We start from the raw sequence: 22,330 nt of genomic DNA on the forward strand, positions 1-22,330 counted from the left end.
GAGGAACAACAGGAAAATATTCTGTATTCTTCAGCGGATCAGACTACACACATAATAAAAAAATATGGTATTATTAAAACAGAGAGAAACACAGTACAAAAGTTGATTTCAAGGAAGGGAACAACAGAATGGATTGCATAGGAGAAAGAATTTTGAATGCATTTTGCGGCGCAGTCGCCGTTTATGATGAAGAATGTAAAACGTTTTGTTTTCAATATTGTCCGGAAAAAGTAGTGCAGCTCTTAGGGTATGATATGCCGTATTTTGATCTGCATTTCAGTAAAGATGCCCTGGGGCTTTTGTGTGATGAGGACAGAATGGAAGTGGAGCATGCAATTATGTCCGCAAAGTCCAGGCATATAGGAATCAAAGTTTACTCTCCGGTCAAAGAGAAAACAAGCTGTTTAAAGTGGTATAAAATAGAGGGATGGGAGGATGGAACAACATACTGTCTCCTTTTTGGGGGAATGTCCCAGGAAACCCAGCTGTTCCAGAGCATAGCCAGTGAAAATGCAGACAATATTTATGTGATTGATAAAGAAAATTATGATCTTCTTTATGTAAATGGTTTTAAACGTGCATTCTGGAATGAGGAAGGGCAGAATACACCTAAATGTTATGAGCATATTTATAATAAAAAAGAGCCCTGTTTCCATTGTATGATGAAGATGGGCGGGTCAGAGGAAATGCCCTGTGAGACGAGCTATGAAGAGGGAGGGCGCTGCTATGCTACACATTTTAAAGAAACAGAGTGGAACGGGACGCCTGCATATATAAAATATGTGAGGGATATTACCGAAGAAGCAACGGTGAAAAGAGAAAAGGAGCGTCTGGAAAAATATTTCGAGACAGTTTTGAAGTACCTTCCGGGCGGAGTTGCTGTTGTTCACCATGGACTGAATGGGAGATTGACTCCGGAGTATCTGTCCGATGGATTTGCCGAGATGGTTGATATGTCTATGGAAGAAGCCTGGGATATGTATAAGACAAACGCGCTTTCAGGTGTCCATCCGGATGATCAGGAATATGTAAAACAGACATTAGACCGCTGTATTCGTGAAAACTGCGACAGAGAAGCCCTTCAATACCGGCTGAAGAAGGGGAGCGGCGGTTATATCTGGGTCAATACAAAATTTTCCGTTATTCAGTGTGAAGCTGGGGACGCCATGGTTTATGCGGATTATCATGACATTACAGAAGAGAGAGAAATGCAGGAGAGATTAAGGCTTCAGTACAGGGAGCAGATTTTCCAGCATTATTTGATAACAGATCCCAACACACTGATTTTAGGGCATTGTAATATCACAAAAAATAAGATTATTGAGATTGAAGACCGTACCAATTCCGGACTTCTCGAACGGTTTGGTGATAAACGGGAGGATTTTTTTACAGGAATTGGAACTCTGGTAGCGTCAGAAGCGGAGCGGAGCCTGTTTTATGAAAAATATTTAAATGAACCGTCTATCAGGGCTTTTGAAAATGGGATAAAGGAAGTTCTGATGCCATGTTTTGTGAAGCTTCCGAATTATCCGCAGGGAAGATATGTACAGTTTAAGGTGAATCTTGTGGAAACCCCGGATACGGGAGATATAACGGGTATTTTAACGGTTACAGATATTACGGAAAAGACAATACAGGACAGAATCATCCGAATGCTGTCATCTTTAAATTATGATCTGGTTGCAGACGTGGATTTGATAAATGATCAGTATAAAGTCGTAAGCGGTGGGGACCATAATATAACAGAAACTCAGGGAAGCCTGATGGAACGGGTGAGACGTGTGGTTGAGGAGCTTGTGGTGGACTCGGAGAAAGCATATGTAAGGGATATGCTGGATCCGGGGAAGATGGTCAGCCGGCTGAAGGACGGAGAATTCTATTCGTTCCGGTATTCTGTAAATAATGGAAGCAATGAAATCCAGACTAAAAATATGATTATTTCCGCCATTGATCTGAGTCTTGGCAGAATCTGCCTGGTGCGGACAGACGTAACCGATATGCTTGCCGCGGAAAGAAAAGTGAAGTATGATCTGGAGAAGGCATTATCAGAGGCAGAAAAGGCAAGCAGGGTTAAGAGTGATTTTCTGTCTTCCATGAGCCATGATATCCGTACCCCTATGAATGCTATTGTGGGAATGACAACCCTTGCGCAGGCCAATCTTTCGGATTCCCGGAAGGTGGAGGATTATCTGAAAAAGATTTCTGTATCTTCTCAGCATCTGCTGAGTTTGATTAACGATATTCTGGATATGAGCCAGATTGAGCAGTCCAAATTGCATATGAATGTGCAGGTTATTCATATTGATGAACTTCTGGATCAGATTTCCTCTATTATGGCTTCCCCATCAAAGGACGCGGGACTGAAATTTATGGTTGAGCGGGGAGAGATACAGCATCTGTATTTTCAGGGGGATGCCTTACGGATAAAACAGATTTTAATCAACATACTCAGCAATGCATTTAAATTCACCATGGAAGGCGGAAACGTTCGGTTCAGGACGGAGGAAATACCGTCATATGAAAGCGGAAGAGTAAGGTATCGTTTTGTCATCAGCGACACGGGAATCGGTATGACACAGGAGTTTATCAGCCATTTATTTGAGCCCTTCTGCCGCAGTGAACGGGTGAACAGGGTAGAGGGAACCGGTCTGGGACTGAGTATTACAAAGGGGCTTGTAGATCTTATGGGGGGTAAAATCCGGGTAGAAAGCCAGCTTCATCAGGGAACGATGTTTGAGATTGAACTGGAATTTGCTGTGGCAGACGGAAAGCAGAAGCGTTCCCCAAATGCGGATGAATGCATACCGGAGGAATCGCTGGAAGGAAGACATTTTCTTCTGGTAGAAGACAATGCGATCAATTCAGAAATTCTGGCAGAACTTCTTCAGATGTGGGGAGCAACCTGTGTTTTGAGGGAGAATGGGCTGCAGGCAGTAGAGGAGTTTGAAAGCAGTGTTCCGGGAACATACGATGCGATTTTAATGGATATACAGATGCCTGTTATGAATGGCTATGAGGCAACGCGCAAAATCCGCAGTTCGTCCCATCCGGAGGCGAAGACAATGGTGATATTGGCTATGACTGCAAATGCATTTGCAGAAGATGTGCAGAAATCCATAAGTGCCGGAATGAATGGCCATGTGGCTAAACCCGTAGATATGAAAATACTGTACAATACCTTAATGGCGTTGTTAGATGATTAAACAGTGACAGGGAGAAAGAGATATGTACATTGCAGACCTTCACATTCATTCCAGATATTCCAGAGCCACCAGCCGTGAGCTGACACCGGAGCAGTTGGATCTGGAGGCGGGAAAAAAGGGAATACATCTTTTAGGAACTGGGGACTTTACCCATCCGGCCTGGCGTGAAGAGCTGTATGAGAAGCTGGTCAGGGCAGAGGACGGACTGTACCGCCTGAAGGACGAATACAGGTCAGAGAATGGACGGCGGTCAGAGACAGCTACGCCACGTTTTGTTGTTTCCGGAGAGATCAGCTCCATTTACAAACAGGACGGAAAGGTGCGAAAGGTTCACAGTCTGATTCTTCTGCCTGATTTGGAGGATGCCCAGAGGCTGTCGGCGAAACTGGAAATGATTGGAAATATACATTCAGACGGCCGTCCCATTCTTGGACTTTCCTGCCATGATCTTCTGGAAGTCATGCTGGAGATCTGTCCAGGGGGAATGCTGATACCAGCTCATATCTGGACGCCTCATTTTTCCATGTTTGGTGCATGCTCTGGTTTTGACCGGGTGGAGGACTGTTTTGGGGAGCTGACGCCCTATATCCATGCAGTGGAAACCGGGCTTTCCTCCGATCCGCCGATGAACTGGCGGCTTTCTGCCCTGGACCGGTTCCAGCTCATTTCCAATTCAGATGCCCATTCCCCTGCCAAGCTGGGAAGAGAGGCAAATCTTTTGAACTGTGAAATGTCCTATGCGGGGCTGAAAAATGCCATTGAAACAGGAGAGGGATTGGAAGGCACGATTGAGTTTTTCCCGGAGGAGGGGAAATACCATTTCGACGGACACCGGAAATGCCACATCTGTCTGAGTCCGGCGGAGGCGAAACGGTATGGCGGGATCTGCCCGGTATGTAAAAAGAAGCTTACTATGGGCGTTTCTCATCGGATCGATCAGCTGGCAGACCGGCCCGAAGGCTTTATACCAGAGGGAAGAAAAACGTTTGAAAGCTTGGTTCCTCTTTTGGAGGTCATTGCTGCGTCTACCGGACGGTCTGCAGCGTCAAAGAAGGTTCAGGAAGAATACTGTAAAATGGTGGATGAGCTGGGAACGGAATTTGATATTTTAAGAACGATTCCGATTGAAGAAATCAGAAGCCATTCTGGTCATCTGATTTCTGAGGGGATCCGCCGTCTGCGGGAAGGCCGGGTAAAACGTCTTCCGGGCTTTGACGGAGAATATGGTATCATCCGGCTTTTTGAACCGGATGAAATTGCAAATCCGGACGGACAGATGAGTTTCAGGATATCAGCCCCATTCAGTACCGTCTGATCCGTGAATGGAACCGTGATGGAAAGGAACTGTTTGTGATCGGTGATCCGGCAGATGAACCTGTTTGATTTTATATAGAAACCCAGAGAGGGCTGGTATTGACATTTTTCCCTCTGGATGCTATAAATAAAACCATACTAAGTTACTATGAATAGTGTGCAAACGTAACACCCAGGAGGACATTATGGAAAAATATAGGAAAATTGCAGGAAAATGTCTTGCAGCAGTTCTCTCTGCTGCCATGGCGCTGTCCTTGGCAGCCTGTGCAGGAGGTACCGGAAGCAGCGAAAGCCAGAGCCAATCTGCCAAACAGGAGGCAGCTGCAGAAAAGCCTGCTCAGGCCACAGGGGAAAAGATTGTAAATGTGGGAGTAACAGGAACAGTAAATACCCTGAATCCCCTCCTGATGGACGGCGTGGAGATCAATAAATATGCCACCGGACTGATGTTTCTTCCGCTGATGGAGCTGGACACCAATATGGAGTTTGAGCCCATGCTGGCAGACTCCATTACCGCAGAGGACGAGAAACATTTTCTGGTACACATTGACGATGAGGCGGTCTGGTCTGACGGCCAGCCGGTAACAGCTGATGACGTAGTATACACAGCTCTGCGCCTGTGCAGTCCGGCCATTGCCAACACAGCCATGATGTATTATGTCTTTGAAGGTGTTGGTGATGACGGTTTTGTGGAAATGGGAACAGACCATATTGAGGGAATCACAAAGGTGGATGATAAGACGGTGCGCTTCGCCACAAAGGAGCCCATGTCCTTAGTTACCTTTCAGAATTCCTATGCCCGGTATCTGATGCCTCTTCCAAAGCATGTGATCGGAGAGATCCCTGAGGCAGAGCTGGCCTCCCACGAGTGGTTTGCAAAGCCGGATGTAGTAAGTGGCCCTTACCGTGTCACCGCCTTTGACAAGGATCACTATGTATCCTATGAGGCGAATGAGAAATACTGGAAGGGAGCGCCTAAAATTCCGAAGCTGAATATCCGTATTGTAGAGGGAAGCCAGCTTTATGCGGGACTTCAGTCCGGGGAAATCGATATCACACAGAACACCATGAGCGCCATTCCGCTGGAGGATTATGAGAGCCTTCAGGTGCTGGAAACAGTGGAGACAAGCTTTGGTGACGCTATTACCAACCAGTCTGTATTTATCAATACAAAAAATGTGCCGGATCAGAAGTTCCGCCAGGCTCTTTTATATGCCATTGACAGAAATCAGATTTTAGAGCAGCTGTTAAAGGGCAATGGAGAAGTGGTAGACGGCTTCCTTTCCACCGCAGGCCCTTACTACGATCCGTCCATTGAGCCTGTTTCTTACGATCCTGCAAAGGCAAAGGAACTTCTGGCAGAAAGTAACTGGATGCCTTCTTCTCCCCTGCGTTTCTATATTGATTCCGGAGACAGTACCTTTGTAAATGCTGCCTCTGTAATCGCAGCCCAGTGGGCGGCTGTGGGAATCCAGACGGAGATCCGTACCATGGATATCAATACGCTTATGAGTACTGCAGGAAGCGGAGACTTTGACATTATGGCGGTGCAGTACACCTATCCGCCTGTAGATCCTTATGTAGATATTGCATGGCTTTTAGGCGGCGAGGGAAGCTGGACCGGTTACAGCCATGCTGAGGCAGAGGAGGCTCTTTCAAAAATCGCTGTATTAAGCGATAAGGAAGAATTAAAAGAGCAGTACGGTATCATTGACCGCCGGATGCAGGAGGATGTGCCCATGTTTTCCGCGTATGTGATCCGCACCATGGCAGCGAAAAATAAACGCCTGACCGGAGTAAACCCCTCGGTATACGGCTTCTTTAATCATGTGGAAGAATGGGATATCACAGGCTGAGTGTGATCCCGTCTGCCGTACGTGACCATACATTGTTACTCGTTCCCCGGCAAAGCTTTTTGCCGGGGAATGTCGGTTCATTACAAAATCTGAAAAAGGAGTTAGGAATGTCACATATTTTGGAAGTCCGTGGCCTTCAGGTTGCATTTGCAGGGGAACGCGGAAATACCATTGGCACAGACCGGATTGATTTTTTTGTGGATCAGGGAGAGACGGTCTGTCTGGTAGGGGAGTCCGGCTGCGGAAAAAGTATTACATCTCTGGCTGTTATGGGGCTTTTGGGCCGGGGCGGCCGTGTGTCACAGGGAGAAATCCTTTTTAATGGAAGAAATCTTTTGAAAATGGATCGGAAGGAGCTGGATCAGGTCAGGGGAAAAGAGCTGTCCATGATCTTTCAGGATCCATTAAGCTCCTTAAACCCGGTTCTGACCATTGGAAAACAGCTGGAAGAGGGCTTAAAGGCCCACACAGAGCTGGGAAAAGAGGAGCGCAGGAAACGGGCCCTTGATCTGTTGGGCAGAGCAGGAATCCGGGAAGCAGAGGCTGTGATGAAGAAATATCCCCACCAGCTTTCCGGAGGAATGCGTCAGCGTGTGATGATCGCTATGGCTTTATCCTGCCAGCCTTCTCTGCTTATTGCAGACGAACCCACAACGGCTCTGGACGTGACCATCCAGGCCCAGATCATGAATCTGCTGCGTTCCCTGAAAAGGGAGCTTCGTATGTCGTTGCTTTTGATTACCCACGATATGGGACTGGTGGCTCAGATGGCAGACCGGGTTATGGTGATGTATGCGGGGCAGATCATAGAAGAAGGGACGGTATTTGAGATTTTTGACCATCCGTCCCATCCCTATACAAAGGCGCTGCTGGCTGCAGTTCCGTCCATGGAGCAGAATCCGGAGAAAATGCTTCAGGCCATAGAGGGGACGGTTCCTGAAAATTACGGGCAGATGACCGGCTGCCGTTTCAGAGACCGGTGCCCTTACCGGAAGCAGGGCTGCGAAGCGCCCCAGGAGCTGGAAGAAATAAAGGCAGAGGAAACACAGAAGGCACAGGAGCTTCACCGGGTGCGGTGCTGGCGGGCAAAGGAGGCAGAGCAAAGTGGCAGAACCTTATAAGAATACAGAGCCCCTGCTTAAGGTGGAGCATCTGAAAAAATATTATCCCCAGAACCGGCCCATTTTCGGCCGTCCCACCTCATGGATCCGGGCGGCAGATGATGTTTCTCTGGAGCTTTATCCGGGGGAAACACTGGGGCTGGTGGGAGAATCCGGCTGCGGAAAATCTACTCTGGGCCGTATGATCGCCGGGCTGGAAGCCCCGGACTCCGGGTGCATCTGGTATAAAGGACAGGAACTGACTGCAAAGGGAGGCAGAGGCTATAGCGCAGTGCGCACAGAGATCCAGATGGTATTTCAGGATTCCTATTCCTCTTTAAATCCCAGAAAACAGATCTTTCAGATCCTTTCAGAACCCATGCTTTACCACAGCCTGGCGGATAAGCATACGGTTCATAAGAAGGCAGAGCATCTGATGGAGCTGGTTGGGCTTCCTCTCAGCGCTCTGGACCGTTACCCTTATGAGTTTTCAGGCGGGCAGCGGCAGAGAATCGGCATTGCAAAGGCGCTGTCACTGGAGCCGAAGCTTTTGATCTGCGATGAGCCGGTAAGCGCTCTGGACGTATCCATTCAGGCCCAGATCCTGAATCTGCTTAAAAGCCTTCAAAAGGAGTTAGACCTGACCTGTATTTTTATCGGACATGGATTAGGGGCTGTAAATTATGTAAGCCGGCGTATTGCGGTGATGTATCTGGGGAAACTGGTAGAGACGGGGGAGAGCAGTGAGCTGTTTGAGCATCCGGTCCATCCCTATACCAGAACCCTTCTTGGGGCAGTGCCCATCCCGGATCCCAGAAAAAGGGAGGAAAACTGGGGCGAGACCAGTGAAGGAACAGCGTATGAGCCGTCCATCACAGGGGCAGAGGATAAGGGCTGTCCCTTTAAAGACCGCTGCTTCAGGAAAAGGCCGGAATGCAGCAGCGCAGAGGTACCGCTTCGTCCCGTCCGTCCGGGCAGCACCCATCTGGCGGCTTGTAGTCCTGCTGTTTTGGAGGTAAAAAGAAACGAATGAAAAAATATATTATAAAACGGCTTCTCATTGCTATTCCTACCCTCATCGGGATCACGCTGATTGATTATGCGATCATGTGCTTTGCAGGAAGTCCTCTGGAAATGCTTCAGGGCGCTCGTATTTCTCAGGAGGCAGTAGCTGCAAAGGAAGCGGCTCTGGGGCTTGATAAGCCCTTCTATGTTCAGTATTTTATATGGCTGGGACAGGTTCTTAAGGGAAATCTGGGTGTTTCCATCAAGACCTACCAGCCCGTAAGCCAGATGATCATGGAACGTCTGGGGCCCACCCTGTTACTGATGGGAGTTTCACTGGCAGTGAGCCTTCTTATCAGTATCCCTGCGGGAATATACAGCGCAGTGCGCCAGTATTCCAAAGGAGATTATGCGGTGGTAACAGCGTCCTTTTTAAGCAGCAGCATCCCGGGATTTTTTCTCTCCCTTCTTCTGGTTTACATTTTTAATATTAAGCTTAAACTCCTTCCGTCCAGCGGGATGATTACCCTGGGAGGCTCCGGAGGGATTGGAGATCTGGCAGCCCACATGGTGATGCCTGTGACCGTTTTAGCCCTTTCCATGGCGGGAACAAATATCCGCTATATCCGCAGCTCCATGCTGGAGATCCTTCAAAAGGATTATCTGAGGACAGCCAGGGCAAAGGGCATAGGGGAACGGCTGGTAATAGGCCGCCACGCCCTGCGGAACGGCCTTGTGCCGGTGGTGACAGTGATCGGGATGCAGATTCCCCTTCTGTTTGGAGGCGCTGTGATCGTGGAGCAGCTGTTTTCCTGGCCCGGACTTGGACTTATGACCATGAGCGCTATTTTATCCAGAGATTATCCTGTGATTATGGGCGTCTGCCTCTTAGCCGCTGTGGTGGTTTTGGCAGCGAATCTGGTTACAGATATCCTCTATGCTGTGGTTGACCCTTCCATTCAGTACGATTAGCAAAGGAAAATGAAATGAAAAAGCAAATGAAAAATCATGAGACCTATGCGGGGGCGGTATGGCGCAGATTCTGCCGCCACCGTCTGGCTTTGGCAAGTCTGGCTGTGCTGGTTCTGATCTGCGGCAGCGCCGTCCTTGCGCCTGTGATCGCTCCCTATGATCCGGAGGCAATCGTGGGACCCTTCGGAGCACCTCCCGGAGATGAATTTCTGCTGGGGACGGATCAGATTGGCCGCGATATGCTGAGCCGCCTTCTATATGCAGCCCGAACCTCCCTTTTTGCAGGCGTACTGGCTACTCTGATCGCTACTGCTCTGGGCGTGTTTCTGGGCCTTCTGGCTGGATATTTCGGGGGCTTGGCGGATATCCTGATCATGCGTTTTACGGATATGGTTATGTCATTTCCCTATATTCTTCTGGTTTTAGTGGCAGCCGCTATTTTCAAGCCCGGTTTGTGGAGCATTATCCTGATACTGGGGTTTGTAGACTGGCCGGGAATTGCCAGACTGGTGCGGGGAAACGTGCTCAGCTTAAGAGAGACGAATTTTGTAAAGAGCAGTGAGGCGGCAGGCATGCCTGCTTTCCACATCCTGTTTTCAGAAATCCTTCCCAATACCATGGCTCCTGTGCTGGTTTATGCCACCTCTGTTATGGCCCTTACCATGCTGGATGAGGCTGCTTTAAGCTTTCTTGGCATGGGGGTGCAGCCTCCGGCCGCCAGTCTGGGAAATATGTTAAACAGCGCGCAGTCGGTTACCGTTCTTACAAAACAGCCCTGGCTCTGGATTCCTCCGGGACTTGTGATAATTATCGTGGTTACAGCGGTAAATTTTGTGGGAGACGCCCTCAGAGATGCCTTTGATCCCCTGTCCATAATAAAAATGTAACAGAGGATACGCGGGAAGAGCAAGAAATCTAAAAAAAATTGTATAAAAATTGAAACAGAATGTGTTAAAAAAATGTCAAGTTAAAAAGACGTAAAGGCAAAACAAACAAAAAATTGCATGATAATATTATAAAAAATTTAGAAACTCCCTAAATACCATTGATAAATCCATGGGTATGGAGTATAATTCACTCATATTGTACAAAGAAAGTAAGGACATGACAAAAAAAACTGTGTCTGATATGGAAAAATATGCCAAAGGAATTTGTGCAATATGACAGGGAGTGCACAAAAATAATCCTATAGGCAACCAAAAAAATTTAGGTACGCAGGATATGACAGGAGGATCACACATATGAAGGGATGGGCCCATACCATGAGTTCTCTTTCTATGTTTTCCCAGCTGGGATTGTCCCTGGCAGCCCCTCTTCTTCTCTGTGTTCTTATATGCAGCTGGCTGACCGGACGTTTTGGTATCGGGACGTGGATCTATATTCCCGGTTTTTTCTTTGGGCTGGGAGGCTCTGGAGCTACGGCCTGGAAGGTCTACCAGAACATTATGAAGCATCAGAAAAAGAAAAAAAGAACCAATGAGAGGGCATTTAACGAACATTTTTAAGGAGGAATGAGGATGGCACAGATTCAGCCGGCTGTCAAAAAGGAGACAGCCCGTGTGACGGGGATTACTTTGACAGGGTGCGTCATTATGTTTGCAGCTTTTTTTGTTCTTCATAAGATTTCACCTGCATCAGTTCCCTTTGATATGAAGGTCATTATAAGCGGCCTTTTAGGCAGCGGAGTGGCTGTGGCCAACTTTTTCTTTATGGGACTTACGATTCAGAAGATCGTTTCCGGCGAGGATGAGGAACAGGCCAGAAAAGATATGAAGGCCAGCTACCGGTTCCGCACCGTTACCCAGCTTCTGTGGGTGGTGCTTGCAGTAGCCCTTCCGTTTCTGAATGGTGCAGCAGGGCTTATCCCCCTGTTTTTTCCAAGCGCAGGCATCAAGGTGCTGAGTATGTTTGGAATGATAAATGCAAAACCAAATCCATAGAAAGGAGATGAAACTGCAAGTATGAACTTTGATATTTCAGGTGCGGCCATATACTTAAGGATTCCCACAGGAATTCCCGTTCTGGGTGATTTTGTGATCACTGAGACCATGGTTGTCAGCTGGCTTGTCATGATCCTGATCACAGGCTTTTGTATCTGGCTTACCAGGGATCTGAGGGTGGAAAATATTTCCAAACGTCAGGCGGTAGCAGAGATGCTGGTAGAGCAGGCCACTAATCTGGTCCGCAACAATACCGGCGGTACAAAGTTCGACTATCTGATCCCCTTTGTGGCAGCCCTCTTTACCACAAGTGCGGTGTCAAACCTGATCAGCCTGACGGGTCTTAGAAGCCCGACAGCCGATCTTTCCGTCGAAGCAGCCTGGGCGGTAGTGGTCTTTGTTATGATCACAGCCAACAAGATTAAGGCAAGCGGTCTTCTGGGATACATGAAGGGCTTTACCACACCGATTCCGGTGATGACGCCGTTCAATATCCTTTCTGAGATCGCAACGCCCATCAGTATGGCCTGCCGTCACTTTGGAAACATTCTTTCCGGCGTTGTTATCAACGGCCTTCTTTATGCGGCTCTGGCTGTGGCAAGCTCTGCACTGCTTGGCTGGCTTCCGGGCACGCTGGGAGAAATCCTGGGAAGCATTCCCATCCTGGATGTGGGTATTCCCGCCATTCTGTCTGTATACTTTGACTGGTTCTCCGGTCTCATGCAGGCGTTTATTTTCAGTATGCTGACCATCATGTACATTGCCAATGCGGCAGAAGGTTAAGCAGACTTATTTTACTCAGAACATTTATTTTCGAGGAGGAAAATTATCATGACAGATTTTCAGGTATTAGCAAAAGGTATCGCTTTAGCAGGATGTGCCATCGGCGCCGGCTGCGCTCTGATCGCAGGTATCGGTCCTGGTATCGGTGAAGGTAATGCGGTTGCAAAGGCGCTGGAGGCGATCGGCCGTCAGCCGGAGTGCAAGTCTGACGTAACCAGCACAATGCTTCTTGGATGTGCGATTGCAGAGACTACTGGTATTTACGGTTTCGTTACAGGTCTGCTTTTGATCTTCGTTGCTCCTGGCACATTCATGAATTTCCTGTCTTAATGGAAAAGGGAACACCGTATTCCGCAGACAGGAGGTAGGAAGATGAGAGAGACACAGGAACTTGTAACCATCGTACCCTGGACCTTCATTGCTACGATCTGCAACCTGTTCATTCAGTGCTGGCTGATTAAAAAGTTTCTGTTCAAGCCTATCCGCGAAGTGATTGAAAAGCGCAGGGCTCTGGCAGATTCTCAGATTCAGGACGCAAAGAAGGCAAAAGAAGAGGCAGAGACCATGAAGGCCGGATACGAGGCAGAGATGGCAAAGGCAAAAGAAACTGCCAGCGTAATCCTTCAGGATGCCCAGAAGGATGCAGCTGCCCGCAGTGAGGCTATGCTGCAGGAGGCAAAGGCTCAGGCAGCCGGTATTAAGGCAAAAGCAGAAGCCGATATCCTTCAGGAGAAGAAGAAAGCCGTTAATGAGATCAAAAATGAGATCGGCGGCATTGCCATGGATATCGCAGGAAAGGTGATCGAGCGCGAGATCAGCGAGGACGATCACAGGAAGCTGATAGACGAGTTTATTGAGAATGTAGGTGAGGCGTCATGACAAAAACTGCCAGACTCTACGGAGGCAGCCTCTATGACCTTGCTTCAGAAGAAAAGCTGACAGAGGAAATGTTAGAGCAGCTTGACATGGTTCGGGCGCTTTTTAAGGAAGAACCCTCTTATCTGCGGCTCCTTGCAGAACCTTCTATTCCAAAGACAGAGCGTGTGGGTCTGATCCATACGGCTTTTGAAGGTAAGATTCATGTATATCTGCTGAATTTCCTGAAGCTTTTATGTGAAAACGGCATGCTCCGGGAGTTTTCAGACTGCTGCCGGGAATTCAGAACCAGGTACAATGAAGACCAGGGAATTGCTGAGGCAGTGGTCACCAGTGCGGTGCCTCTGACAGAGGAACAGAAAGAGGCACTCAAAGCCAGACTGGAAAAGATTAGCAATAAAACCATTCAGCTTACCCTTAAGGTTGACCCGCAGGTAGTGGGCGGCATCAGGGCAGAGCTGGAGGGAAGGCAGCTTGACGGCACACTGCAGGAACGTCTGTCAGGACTGCGAAAGAAAGTTACGGAAATCATCGTATAAAGGATGTGAATGGAATGCAATTAAAACCTGAAGAGATATCCAAGGTCATCCGCAGCCAGATCAAATATTACCAGAATGCCATTGAGCAGAGCGAGACGGGAACCGTCCTTATGGTCGGCGATGGTATTGCCAGAGTCAGCGGGCTTACAAACTGTATGTCCGGCGAGCTTCTGGAATTTGAAGACGGCACCTTCGGAATGGCCCAGAACCTGGAAGAAACAAATGTTTCTGTTGTATTATTCGGATCTGACCAGGGGATCAGCGAGGGACAGACAGTAAAGCGCACCGGAAAGGTCGTATCTGTTCCTGTAGGCGAGGCTATGATCGGCCGCGTTGTAAATGCCATCGGCCAGCCCATTGACGGAGCAGGCCCTATTGAAACAAGTGAATACAGACCCGTAGAGTCTCCGGCTCCCGGTATCTGCGACAGACAGCCCGTAAAGGAGCCTCTCCAGACAGGAATCAAGGCAATTGACTCTATGATCCCGATTGGAAGAGGACAGCGTGAGCTGATCATCGGAGACCGTCAGACCGGTAAGACAACCATTGCTACGGATACGATTTTAAATCAGAAGGGCAAGGACGTTATCTGTATCTATGTAGCCATTGGACAGAAGCGTTCTACCGTTGCAAACCTGGTATCTGAGCTCCAGGCAGGCGGCGCGATGGATTACACCATCGTAGTTACGGCTACTGCTTCTGAAACAAGCCCCTTACAGTACATTGCGCCTTATTCCGGCTGTGCGATGGGAGAATATTTTATGAACAAGGGAAAACACGTTCTGATCATCTATGATGATTTGAGTAAGCATGCAGTTGCATACAGAGCACTTTCCCTGCTGATCCGCCGTCCGCCGGGGCGTGAAGCTTATCCGGGCGACGTATTCTACCTGCACTCCAGACTGCTTGAGCGTGCAGCAAAGCTTTCTGATGAAAAGGGAGGCGGTTCTCTGACAGCCCTTCCTATTATTGAGACCCAGGCAGGTGACGTATCAGCCTATATTCCTACCAATGTTATTTCCATTACAGACGGACAGATCTTCCTTGAGACAGAGCTGTTCCATTCCGGCATTATGCCTGCTGTAAACCCGGGTATTTCTGTTTCCCGAGTAGGAGGAAATGCACAGATAAAGGCTATGAAGAAGGTAGCCGGTACCTTAAAGCTGGTTTACTCTCAGTACAGAGAGCTTCAGAGCTTTGCTCAGTTCGGTTCTGACCTGGATGCGGATACCAAAGCCCGTCTGGCTCAGGGCGCCCGTATCGTAGAGGTATTAAAGCAGGGCAGAAGTACGCCGGTTCCGGTTGAGAAGCAGGTAGCAATCCTGTATGCCGTTGTAAACGGTATCTTAACTCAGGTTGAGGTAGAGGATATCCAGTCCTATGAAGAGGGACTTTACACCTTCTTAGACAGTGATGCTGCAGGTGTGTCCGCTATGGAAGGAATCCGCTCTACAGGTAAGCTGGAGGGCGAGACAGAAGAGAAGTTAAAGACGGCTCTTAAGGATTACACAGACCGTTTTTTAAAGGCCAGATAATCAGATAAAAGGAGGAAGACCATGGCTGCAAATATGAAAGCCGTGAAGCTCCGTATGAAGAGCATACAGAGCACCATGCAGATCACCAAAGCAATGGAACTGGTGGCATCCTCCAAGCTTCGCAGGGCCAAGGAACGGGCAGATGCCAGCCGTCCCTATTTTCATACTTTAAGGGATACGCTGGCTGACATTGCGGCAGGCAATACGGACTTTTCATCGGTTTATACCAGGTCCGGAAAAAGCGGCCGCTGGTGTTATGTAGTAGTTGCCGGAGACAGAGGTCTGGCAGGCGGCTACAATGCCAACCTGTTTAAAGAGATGGAAGCGCAGATGGCAGGAAAGGACTGTATTGTGCTTCCCATCGGAAAAAAGGCGGTAGAGTATTATAAGCGCCGTAAGGTAGAGATTCTCACAGAAGAGTTTGCTGAGGTGGGAGATCTGTCTGTTTCCGACTGCTTTACTATTGCAAAGCTTCTTTGCAAAGGCTTTAAATCAGGCGACTTTGGCCATGCGGCACTGGGCTATACCAATTTTATTTCCATGCTCTCACAGCGTCCCGGCGTATCCGGCATGCTGCCTCTGGAGGATTTCTCCGGGGAAGAGAAGGATGTAAAAAAGATCCGTTCTCTGATTCTGTACGAGCCGGATGCGGAAACTGTATTTGACTCCATTGTGCCGGAGTATCTGGCAGGACTTCTTTACGGAGCTATGTGCGAGTCTGTAGCCAGTGAGCTGGCTGCCAGAAGAACCGCCATGGACGCCGCTACCAAGAATGCCGGCGAGATGATCGAACAGCTGAGTCTCTACTATAACCGCGCCCGTCAGGCAAGCATCACTCAGGAGATCACAGAGATTGTGGCAGGAGCGGAGGAGCCCTGATCTGCGGGATAGACGGCCCCGTGAGTATCTGTGCGGGGATGATATGCATCATTTTTTGGCAGAACATGCCAAAGGGTGGATAACAAGGAGATTTGTATATGACTGAGAAACATATAGGCAAGGTAGTGCAGGTAACGGGTCCTGTTCTGGATATCCGTTTCAGGGAAGGAGAGCTGCCTGCGCTGCTGAATGCGATTGAGATTGATGTAAATGGTCATCGCCTGGTGGCAGAGGTTGCCCAGCAGGTTGGTGACGATGTAGTGCGCTGTATTGCCATGAGTTCTACGGACGGACTGGTGCGCGGTGCAGATGCAGTAGATACGGGAAGTGCGATTACCGTTCCCGTAGGCGATGAGTGTCTGGGACGTGTATTCAACCTGTTAGGTGATCCGGTAGATGAGAAGCCTGCTCCTGAGGATGTGGAGCGCTGGGCTATCCATCGTCCGGCTCCTTCCTATGAAGAGCAGATGCCGGCTACAGAAATCCTGGAGACAGGTATCAAGGTAGTAGACCTGATCTGTCCGTACGCAAAGGGCGGTAAGATCGGTCTGTTCGGCGGTGCCGGCGTAGGAAAGACGGTTCTTATTATGGAGCTGATCCACAACGTTGCTACGGCTCACGGCGGCCTGTCTGTATTTACAGGCGTTGGCGAGCGTACCCGTGAGGGAAATGATCTTTACGGCGAGATGAAGGAGAGCGGCGTTATCGACAAGACCGCTTTGGTATATGGTCAGATGAACGAGCCGCCGGGGGCCCGTATGAGAGTTGCCCTTTCCGGCCTGACCATGGCAGAATATTTCCGTGATGTGAAGAATCAGGATGTGCTTCTGTTTATTGATAATATTTTCCGTTTTACCCAGGCAGGCTCCGAGGTATCCGCTCTGCTGGGACGTATGCCTTCCGCGGTAGGATATCAGCCTACTCTGGCTACGGAGATGGGCGCCCTGCAGGAGCGTATCACCTCTACAAAGAAGGGGTCTATTACCTCTGTTCAGGCTGTATATGTGCCTGCGGATGACCTGACTGACCCGGCTCCGGCTACCACATTTACCCATCTGGATGCAACTACGGTTCTTTCCAGAGATATTGCCAGCCAGGGTATTTATCCTGCTGTGGACCCCCTTGAGTCTACCAGCCGTATCCTTTCACCGGAGGTAGTAGGAGAGGAGCACTATCAGGTGGCAAGATCTGTGCAGAGAGTGCTTCAGAGATATAAAGAACTGCAGGACATTATCGCAATTATGGGTATGGATGAGCTGTCGGAGGATGATAAGCTGACTGTATCCAGAGCAAGAAAGGTACAGCGCTTCCTGTCCCAGAGCTTCTCCGTTGCAGAGCAGTTTACAGGTATGGCAGGACAGTATGTGCCGTTAAAGGAAACCATTCGTGGCTTTAAGAAGATTCTGGACGGCGAGTGCGATGAGATTCCCGAGAGCTGCTTCCTGTTTGCGGGAACTATTGACGATGTCTTTGAGAAAGCGAAAAAGGCACAGTAGAAGGGAGGGTGAGGCTTTATGGCAGCCTTCCATTTGCAGATTGTGACTATGGACGGAAATGTCTTTGACGGACAGGTTCAGAGCGTTTCCTGCCGTACGATCCACGGAGATCTGGCGATCATGGCCCGTCATATGAACTACTGTACGGCAGTAGGCATGGGAACTGCTCATGTGATAATGGAGGATGGTACAGAGCGCACAGCCGCCTGTATCGGCGGTATGCTGACCGTGATGAACGGAGAGTGCCGTCTGATCCCTACTACCTGGGAATGGAGCGATGAGATCGATCTGGAGCGTGCAAAGCGTGCAAAGGCACGGGCGGAGGAAAAGATGAACAAGTCCGGCCTGTCTGAGGTGGAGCGTCAGATGATCGAGGCAAAGCTTCACAGGGCTCTGGTCCGTATCGGAACCGTGGAAAAGTAAAATAGATTATAGTTTGATTAAAAATGGCCGCCGCAAGGCGGCTGTTTTTTGTTATGGCGGCGATTGATACTTTAAACTAATTGTTTTTCCATTTGCTGCGTGGTAGAATGAGGGAAATACAGGAAAGAAAACAGAGGTACAGATGTGATGGAGACAAAGAGAATTTATATAAAGGATACAGAACATGTAAGGGATGAGGAGCTTTTGGAGGCGGCAGAAATCATCCGCCGGGGCGGTCTTGTGGCCTTTCCTACGGAAACTGTATACGGATTGGGAGGAAATGCTCTGGATGAGGATGCTGCAAAAAAGATTTATGCAGCCAAGGGCCGGCCTTCTGACAATCCTCTGATTGCCCATGTTTCCTGTCCGGAAGAAGTAGAACCTCTTGTAGAATATATGCCTGAGGCTGGTAAGAAGCTGATGGAAGCCTTCTGGCCGGGGCCGCTTACCATGATTTTCCCCAAAAGCAGCCGGGTTCCCTATGGAACCACAGGAGGTTTGGAGACAGTTGCGGTGCGGATGCCTTCCGATCCGGTGGCGAACCGATTGATTGCTCTGGCAGGAGTTCCCATTGCCGCTCCCAGCGCCAATACCTCCGGTCGTCCCAGTCCCACTACAGCAGATCATGTATGGCAGGATATGAACGGAAGAATTGATATGATCATTGACGGAGGCCCTGTGGGGATCGGCGTGGAGTCTACCATTGTGGATGTATCGGGACAGGTGCCTGTGGTGCTTCGGCCGGGAGCCATTACGATGGAAATGTTAAGAGAGACTCTGGGAGAGGTGACGATTGATCCGGCTATTTTAGGCCCCATGGCAGAAGGCGTGCGTCCCAAGGCGCCTGGAATGAAGTATAAACACTATGCTCCCAAGGCAGAGCTTACTTTAGTGGAGCCTGCGATGGAGGACAAAAAGGCTTCCATGACTCAGGAACAGGTAGAACGCATGGTTTCCATGGTATGGAAACTGGCAAAGGAGCAGATTGACGCCGGAGTGCGGGTGGGAATTATCTGTACGGATGAGTCCAGAGCTGCCTACCCGGAGGGCATTGTCCGCAGCATTGGAGCAAGAAAAAGCCAGGAATCGGTCGCTCATAACCTGTACGGAGTACTGCGGGAATTTGATGATCTGAAGGCAGAAGTTATTTTTTCGGAAAGCTTTGGGGAAGACCATCTGGGGCAGGCGATTATGAATCGTTTGTCCAAGGCGGCAGGATATAAGATTGTGCGTGTATAAGAGGGGGAAAATACATGGAAAAACAGACCCTGGGTGAAAAGACAGCCCAGATGCTTTTGGAAATGATACAAAAGGAGGGCTTTGGCCCGGGGGATAAGCTTCCGACGGAAGCAGAGCTGGTGGAATCTCTGGGAGTGGGACGCAATACTGTCCGGGAGGCGCTGCGCATACTGATGTCCAGAAATATTGTCACCATCCGTCAGGGATCCGGAACCTTTATTTCTGAAAAAAAAGGCGTTGTGGATGATCCGCTGGGTTTTTCCATGATGGAGGACCGGCGCAGGCTGACCGAGGATCTGATCCAGGTACGTCTGATGCTGGAACCTCAGCTGGCAGCACTGGCAGCCCAGAATGCTGCCGAAGAGGATTTACAGAAACTGGAACAGATCAAAGAGGAGCTGGAAGATCTGATCCGTCAGAGAAAGGATTATTCCTTAAAGGATTCACAGTTTCATGAGCAGATCGCTAACTGCAGCCACAACCAGATCATGACCAATCTGGTGCCTGTGATCACAGAGGGCGTGCGGATGTTTGCCGTCTCGGTTCAGGAAACGGAATATGAGCAGACACTTTCTTCCCACAGGAGGATCTTTGAGGCCATCCGGGATCGGAGAGGAGAGGATGCAAAGATGGAGATGTATTTCCATTTGATGTATAACAGTAATCGGTATCGGGCGGAGTGGGGAGAATAATCGATAAAAGAGGAAATGAAATGGAAGCTAAGAACGGTTCAATATTTGCTGGCATCTCACCATATGATGAGGCGTTTCCTATGAAGCTTTTGGAAGAGGCATTTACTTTGCAGATGGAGAAGGCGGAAAAAACAGCATCTAAGATTTATGATGATGTACTGAGACAGATACCGGAATACTGGAGTACAGATCTATCAGGAAACGGAAAAATACGGATTGTAGTTGATGCTTTGTGGATTGTAGATGAAGAAAAATCTTATTTCTCAATCAAGGCCTTAACAGATTCAATTTTTCAGATGACCTTAATGATGCAGTCGGAGATTATCTATCTTAGGAATAAAGCTTATGAGTATGGAAAGAAGAGAAGGACGGAACTGATTAAGGAATAAATGCGAAACATCAATCAATGTTTTTCTGCTATTCATCAAAATTCGATTCTAAAAGCAGGTATTTATTGTAAAGCAGGGGAATTATTGGCTTCAAACCGGAATGACAAAAACGGTGAACGGAAGAAAAAGACGAAAGGGGCAGTGAAAAAGGCGGAAGGAGCAGCGATAGCTGCACGCCCTGCTATGGCAACGGTTGCTAAAAATTTAAAACAAATAGAACAGTCAGGCAGGGGAATAAAAGATGTAGGTGGAAAAGTGATTCAATACTTTTCACACCCACGCCAGATAAGCCATTCGAATCAGTTATAGGTCACAACGCTGAAAATAAAAAATTTTTTATCAACTATAAATGAGCAAATTTGAAATTTCACCCAAATTGCTTTAAATGCCTTAAAACTAAAGACACCATGCCTTTTGGAGCGTATACTGTTTTTGACGAAAAAAATAAATAACTTGTAAAGAATGATGTCCTATAAAAAACAGTATATACCATTTAACGCTGCTTTAAAAACTTAAATTTATGTCGTGTTTTTCCTCAGATCACCATGAAATATATCATGGCAGTACTGATATTCGTCTTTTCTCTCGGATATCATGGAAAGTGGATTTTGAAAAATACAGCTCCTGCCACCGTACTATGACCGCGCATTTCCTGAATAAAGGGAAATGAGATGACAGCAGACTGGAAGATATACTAAAAAGCACCATTATCCAGATTATTTATGAGGAAGCCCTGCGTTCTGTATTGTGGATGATACCATCTCCTTCAAGCAAAGCCTTCGTCATGGGCTCTGTATCCGATTGAAGATGCGTATTTCCACCAGTCCCACCTCAAGGGAAACAGGATTACGGGCATCAGGCTGTAGCCGCTATGTTTTCCTGCAATAGGATTGTCCTGAATTATGTCATTGTCATGTACGATAAATCCAGATCCAAGGTAAAAATCGTACAGGACATTGCAGAGGAACTGCCTGTGCCTCCGGTTGTTTCTTACTTTTTCTGCGACAGCTGGTATACCTGCAGCGGTATCATGGACGCTTTTATCAAAAAGAGATTCTATACCATTGGCGTACTGAAAACGAACTGGGTACTGTACCTCTGTGGCATCAGGCAGAAGGCCTGTGAGTTCGCCCTTCATCTGCGGAAGACAGATGCGGCTGTCAGCCTCGTGACCTCTGGTAGCTGAGTTATTATGTCTGCCGTTATGAAGGGAGTCTCAATAGCATTGAAAATGCCGTAGTTCTGCTCAGCCATTCGAAGGATGTGTTCCTGAATCCCAGAACCCTGTGTGTTTTCATCAGCACGGATGTTGCCTTGAGCACCCAGAAAATTCTGGACATTTATGTGGAACGCTGGCCAGTAGAGGTGTTCTGCCGTCAGATAAAGGACAAACTGGCCTTTGACCGGTATCAGATCTGTTCATTGGAAGGAATCCGCAGGTACTGGCTGCTGATGTCATCGGCATATCTGCTTGCATGTACCTGATGTGGTGAAGCCATGTCTTTTGAAGACGGCTATGCTTACATTTACAGGCATATCCAGAAAGAATGGCTCTGGTTCATCTATCAGTGCGAAGCAAAGCATATCCGTTTTGAGGAGGTTCTGGTTTTTGCGGCATAAACTTATTGTGCAGTTTTTTAAATTTGCTCATTTATAGTGACACTATTTTACCATGCATTATCTCAAAAATATATATCATAAACCTGAATTATTCACGGAACAGTATCTGAATTGATAACAGTACCATGAATCTGAAAATTGATCCATGCAGCCATAACATCACTCAATTAACCCGTCAAAAGGGTATAAAATCCCTGTGGCAGAGTTCAGAGCAGTTGTTAAGCTGTCAATGTTCGTTAATAGTTGCTATTCCAGCTGTACATTCAGCTTGCCGATATTTGAAAGTGTCTCATAGAATTCATTCTTATAGGGGCAACTGCTGCACAGTTTGAATGTGATATATCCTGCTGAATGAACTACTTTTGCAGCAATCTTCTAAACCAATTAAATATGTTATACGCAAGAGCATGTACCTGCAGTCTATTGGCATTTACCATTCTGGTATGACTGCTTACGGACGCAAAATCAA

At 48.1% G+C, this 22,330-nt stretch carries 24 protein-coding genes and 2 pseudogenes; 25 read left to right on the forward strand and 1 reads right to left on the reverse strand.

The window, feature by feature from the left end:
* Positions 1-152: 152 nt before the first annotated feature.
* The 25 genes and pseudogenes from ACZM6M_RS13740 (at position 153) to ACZM6M_RS13860 (ending at position 21,861) form a co-directional block, all read left to right on the forward strand.
* The gene (locus tag ACZM6M_RS13740) at positions 153-3,203 is read left to right on the forward strand and encodes a PAS domain-containing hybrid sensor histidine kinase/response regulator (protein ID WP_489490494.1); all 3,051 of its coding nucleotides are present in this window, start codon (positions 153-155) and stop codon (positions 3,201-3,203) included.
* Between the two features lie 22 nt (positions 3,204-3,225).
* A pseudogene (locus ACZM6M_RS13745) lies at positions 3,226-4,485 on the forward strand (endonuclease Q family protein); the annotation flags it as partial.
* A 32-nt stretch (positions 4,486-4,517) separates the two neighbouring features.
* Positions 4,518-4,586 (forward strand): hypothetical protein, encoded by a 69-nt coding sequence (locus ACZM6M_RS13750; RefSeq protein WP_242963030.1) that lies wholly within the window; start codon positions 4,518-4,520, stop codon positions 4,584-4,586.
* Between the two features lie 116 nt (positions 4,587-4,702).
* Positions 4,703-6,373, forward strand: coding sequence for an ABC transporter substrate-binding protein (locus ACZM6M_RS13755; RefSeq protein WP_489490495.1), 1,671 nt, complete (start codon positions 4,703-4,705; stop codon positions 6,371-6,373).
* Positions 6,374-6,480: 107 nt separating this feature from the next.
* Positions 6,481-7,494: an ABC transporter ATP-binding protein gene (locus ACZM6M_RS13760; protein ID WP_337433358.1), complete on the forward strand. Its 1,014-nt coding sequence runs from the start codon at positions 6,481-6,483 to the stop codon at positions 7,492-7,494.
* A complete protein-coding gene (locus tag ACZM6M_RS13765) occupies positions 7,478-8,506 on the forward strand; it encodes an ABC transporter ATP-binding protein (RefSeq protein WP_340276576.1) in 1,029 nt (342 codons plus the stop codon). Before ACZM6M_RS13760 ends, ACZM6M_RS13765 begins: the two co-directional genes overlap by 17 nt.
* Positions 8,503-9,450: an ABC transporter permease gene (locus ACZM6M_RS13770; protein WP_066545646.1), complete on the forward strand. Its 948-nt coding sequence runs from the start codon at positions 8,503-8,505 to the stop codon at positions 9,448-9,450. The genes ACZM6M_RS13765 and ACZM6M_RS13770 overlap by 4 nt, the downstream gene beginning before the upstream one ends.
* Positions 9,451-9,464: 14 nt before the next feature.
* Positions 9,465-10,337 carry an ABC transporter permease gene (locus ACZM6M_RS13775; protein WP_066545657.1) on the forward strand — a complete coding sequence of 291 codons (873 nt, stop codon included), beginning with the start codon at positions 9,465-9,467 and terminating at the stop codon, positions 10,335-10,337.
* Positions 10,338-10,691: 354 nt separating this feature from the next.
* On the forward strand, positions 10,692-10,955 hold the full coding sequence (locus ACZM6M_RS13780) for an AtpZ/AtpI family protein (protein WP_066545660.1): 264 nt from the start codon (positions 10,692-10,694) through the stop codon (positions 10,953-10,955).
* A 12-nt stretch (positions 10,956-10,967) separates the two neighbouring features.
* The gene (locus tag ACZM6M_RS13785) at positions 10,968-11,390 is read left to right on the forward strand and encodes a hypothetical protein (protein ID WP_066545663.1); all 423 of its coding nucleotides are present in this window, start codon (positions 10,968-10,970) and stop codon (positions 11,388-11,390) included.
* Positions 11,391-11,411: 21 nt separating this feature from the next.
* Positions 11,412-12,173, forward strand: a complete 762-nt coding sequence (locus ACZM6M_RS13790) for a F0F1 ATP synthase subunit A (RefSeq protein ID WP_417045956.1) — start codon at positions 11,412-11,414, stop codon at positions 12,171-12,173.
* A gap of 48 nt (positions 12,174-12,221) precedes the next feature.
* Complete coding sequence (gene atpE, locus ACZM6M_RS13795) at positions 12,222-12,503, forward strand: ATP synthase F0 subunit C (protein ID WP_066545669.1); 282 nt, start codon at positions 12,222-12,224, stop codon at positions 12,501-12,503.
* Between the two features lie 42 nt (positions 12,504-12,545).
* On the forward strand, positions 12,546-13,052 hold the full coding sequence (atpF, locus tag ACZM6M_RS13800; RefSeq protein ID WP_066545671.1) for a F0F1 ATP synthase subunit B: 507 nt from the start codon (positions 12,546-12,548) through the stop codon (positions 13,050-13,052).
* The gene (atpH, locus tag ACZM6M_RS13805; RefSeq protein ID WP_066545672.1) at positions 13,049-13,588 is read left to right on the forward strand and encodes an ATP synthase F1 subunit delta; all 540 of its coding nucleotides are present in this window, start codon (positions 13,049-13,051) and stop codon (positions 13,586-13,588) included. The genes atpF and atpH overlap by 4 nt, the downstream gene beginning before the upstream one ends.
* 14 nt (positions 13,589-13,602) lie before the next feature.
* A complete protein-coding gene (gene atpA / locus ACZM6M_RS13810) occupies positions 13,603-15,123 on the forward strand; it encodes a F0F1 ATP synthase subunit alpha (RefSeq protein WP_066545675.1) in 1,521 nt (506 codons plus the stop codon).
* A gap of 21 nt (positions 15,124-15,144) precedes the next feature.
* On the forward strand, positions 15,145-16,002 hold the full coding sequence (atpG, locus tag ACZM6M_RS13815) for an ATP synthase F1 subunit gamma (RefSeq protein WP_066545680.1): 858 nt from the start codon (positions 15,145-15,147) through the stop codon (positions 16,000-16,002).
* 98 nt (positions 16,003-16,100) lie between these two features.
* Positions 16,101-17,498, forward strand: coding sequence for a F0F1 ATP synthase subunit beta (atpD, locus tag ACZM6M_RS13820; RefSeq protein ID WP_066545682.1), 1,398 nt, complete (start codon positions 16,101-16,103; stop codon positions 17,496-17,498).
* Positions 17,499-17,516: 18 nt separating this feature from the next.
* Positions 17,517-17,921, forward strand: coding sequence for an ATP synthase F1 subunit epsilon (gene atpC, locus ACZM6M_RS13825; RefSeq protein ID WP_066545684.1), 405 nt, complete (start codon positions 17,517-17,519; stop codon positions 17,919-17,921).
* Between the two features lie 147 nt (positions 17,922-18,068).
* Positions 18,069-19,160 carry an L-threonylcarbamoyladenylate synthase gene (locus tag ACZM6M_RS13830; protein WP_066545686.1) on the forward strand — a complete coding sequence of 364 codons (1,092 nt, stop codon included), beginning with the start codon at positions 18,069-18,071 and terminating at the stop codon, positions 19,158-19,160.
* 14 nt (positions 19,161-19,174) lie between these two features.
* Positions 19,175-19,852, forward strand: a complete 678-nt coding sequence (locus tag ACZM6M_RS13835; protein WP_317439092.1) for a FadR/GntR family transcriptional regulator — start codon at positions 19,175-19,177, stop codon at positions 19,850-19,852.
* A 20-nt stretch (positions 19,853-19,872) separates the two neighbouring features.
* Complete coding sequence (locus ACZM6M_RS13840) at positions 19,873-20,241, forward strand: hypothetical protein (RefSeq protein WP_407407611.1); 369 nt, start codon at positions 19,873-19,875, stop codon at positions 20,239-20,241.
* Entirely contained in the window at positions 20,242-20,550 is a 309-nt protein-coding gene (locus ACZM6M_RS13845; RefSeq protein WP_066545691.1) for a hypothetical protein, read from the forward strand.
* A gap of 562 nt (positions 20,551-21,112) precedes the next feature.
* Positions 21,113-21,427, forward strand: a complete 315-nt coding sequence (locus ACZM6M_RS13850; RefSeq protein WP_096807406.1) for a hypothetical protein — start codon at positions 21,113-21,115, stop codon at positions 21,425-21,427.
* Positions 21,428-21,504: 77 nt separating this feature from the next.
* Complete coding sequence (locus ACZM6M_RS13855; protein WP_096807407.1) at positions 21,505-21,726, forward strand: transposase; 222 nt, start codon at positions 21,505-21,507, stop codon at positions 21,724-21,726.
* A gap of 12 nt (positions 21,727-21,738) precedes the next feature.
* Positions 21,739-21,861, forward strand: a complete 123-nt coding sequence (locus tag ACZM6M_RS13860) for a hypothetical protein (protein ID WP_278283777.1) — start codon at positions 21,739-21,741, stop codon at positions 21,859-21,861.
* A 246-nt stretch (positions 21,862-22,107) separates the two neighbouring features.
* Here the strand turns inward: ACZM6M_RS13860 and ACZM6M_RS13865 are convergent.
* A pseudogene (locus ACZM6M_RS13865) lies at positions 22,108-22,330 on the reverse strand (IS1380 family transposase); the annotation flags it as partial.

The organism is Enterocloster sp., assembly GCF_057861365.1.

What these genes read in the sequence shown, in the direction of transcription:
- ACZM6M_RS13850 (WP_096807406.1), top strand. Translation starts at nt 21,113, where the DNA reads ATGTTTTCCTGCAATAGGATTGTCCTGAATTATGTCATTGTCATGTAC.
- atpC (WP_066545684.1), top strand. Translation starts at nt 17,517, where the DNA reads ATGGCAGCCTTCCATTTGCAGATTGTGACTATGGACGGAAATGTCTTT.
- ACZM6M_RS13790 (WP_417045956.1), top strand. Translation starts at nt 11,412, where the DNA reads ATGAACTTTGATATTTCAGGTGCGGCCATATACTTAAGGATTCCCACA.
- ACZM6M_RS13785 (WP_066545663.1), top strand. Translation starts at nt 10,968, where the DNA reads ATGGCACAGATTCAGCCGGCTGTCAAAAAGGAGACAGCCCGTGTGACG.
- atpE (WP_066545669.1), top strand. Translation starts at nt 12,222, where the DNA reads ATGACAGATTTTCAGGTATTAGCAAAAGGTATCGCTTTAGCAGGATGT.
- ACZM6M_RS13780 (WP_066545660.1), top strand. Translation starts at nt 10,692, where the DNA reads ATGAAGGGATGGGCCCATACCATGAGTTCTCTTTCTATGTTTTCCCAG.
- ACZM6M_RS13845 (WP_066545691.1), top strand. Translation starts at nt 20,242, where the DNA reads ATGCGAAACATCAATCAATGTTTTTCTGCTATTCATCAAAATTCGATT.
- ACZM6M_RS13775 (WP_066545657.1), top strand. Translation starts at nt 9,465, where the DNA reads ATGAAAAAGCAAATGAAAAATCATGAGACCTATGCGGGGGCGGTATGG.
- atpA (WP_066545675.1), top strand. Translation starts at nt 13,603, where the DNA reads ATGCAATTAAAACCTGAAGAGATATCCAAGGTCATCCGCAGCCAGATC.
- ACZM6M_RS13860 (WP_278283777.1), top strand. Translation starts at nt 21,739, where the DNA reads ATGTCTTTTGAAGACGGCTATGCTTACATTTACAGGCATATCCAGAAA.
- atpD (WP_066545682.1), top strand. Translation starts at nt 16,101, where the DNA reads ATGACTGAGAAACATATAGGCAAGGTAGTGCAGGTAACGGGTCCTGTT.
- ACZM6M_RS13755 (WP_489490495.1), top strand. Translation starts at nt 4,703, where the DNA reads ATGGAAAAATATAGGAAAATTGCAGGAAAATGTCTTGCAGCAGTTCTC.
- ACZM6M_RS13835 (WP_317439092.1), top strand. Translation starts at nt 19,175, where the DNA reads ATGGAAAAACAGACCCTGGGTGAAAAGACAGCCCAGATGCTTTTGGAA.
- atpG (WP_066545680.1), top strand. Translation starts at nt 15,145, where the DNA reads ATGGCTGCAAATATGAAAGCCGTGAAGCTCCGTATGAAGAGCATACAG.
- ACZM6M_RS13770 (WP_066545646.1), top strand. Translation starts at nt 8,503, where the DNA reads ATGAAAAAATATATTATAAAACGGCTTCTCATTGCTATTCCTACCCTC.
- ACZM6M_RS13840 (WP_407407611.1), top strand. Translation starts at nt 19,873, where the DNA reads ATGGAAGCTAAGAACGGTTCAATATTTGCTGGCATCTCACCATATGAT.
- ACZM6M_RS13830 (WP_066545686.1), top strand. Translation starts at nt 18,069, where the DNA reads ATGGAGACAAAGAGAATTTATATAAAGGATACAGAACATGTAAGGGAT.
- ACZM6M_RS13760 (WP_337433358.1), top strand. Translation starts at nt 6,481, where the DNA reads ATGTCACATATTTTGGAAGTCCGTGGCCTTCAGGTTGCATTTGCAGGG.
- atpF (WP_066545671.1), top strand. Translation starts at nt 12,546, where the DNA reads ATGAGAGAGACACAGGAACTTGTAACCATCGTACCCTGGACCTTCATT.
- atpH (WP_066545672.1), top strand. Translation starts at nt 13,049, where the DNA reads ATGACAAAAACTGCCAGACTCTACGGAGGCAGCCTCTATGACCTTGCT.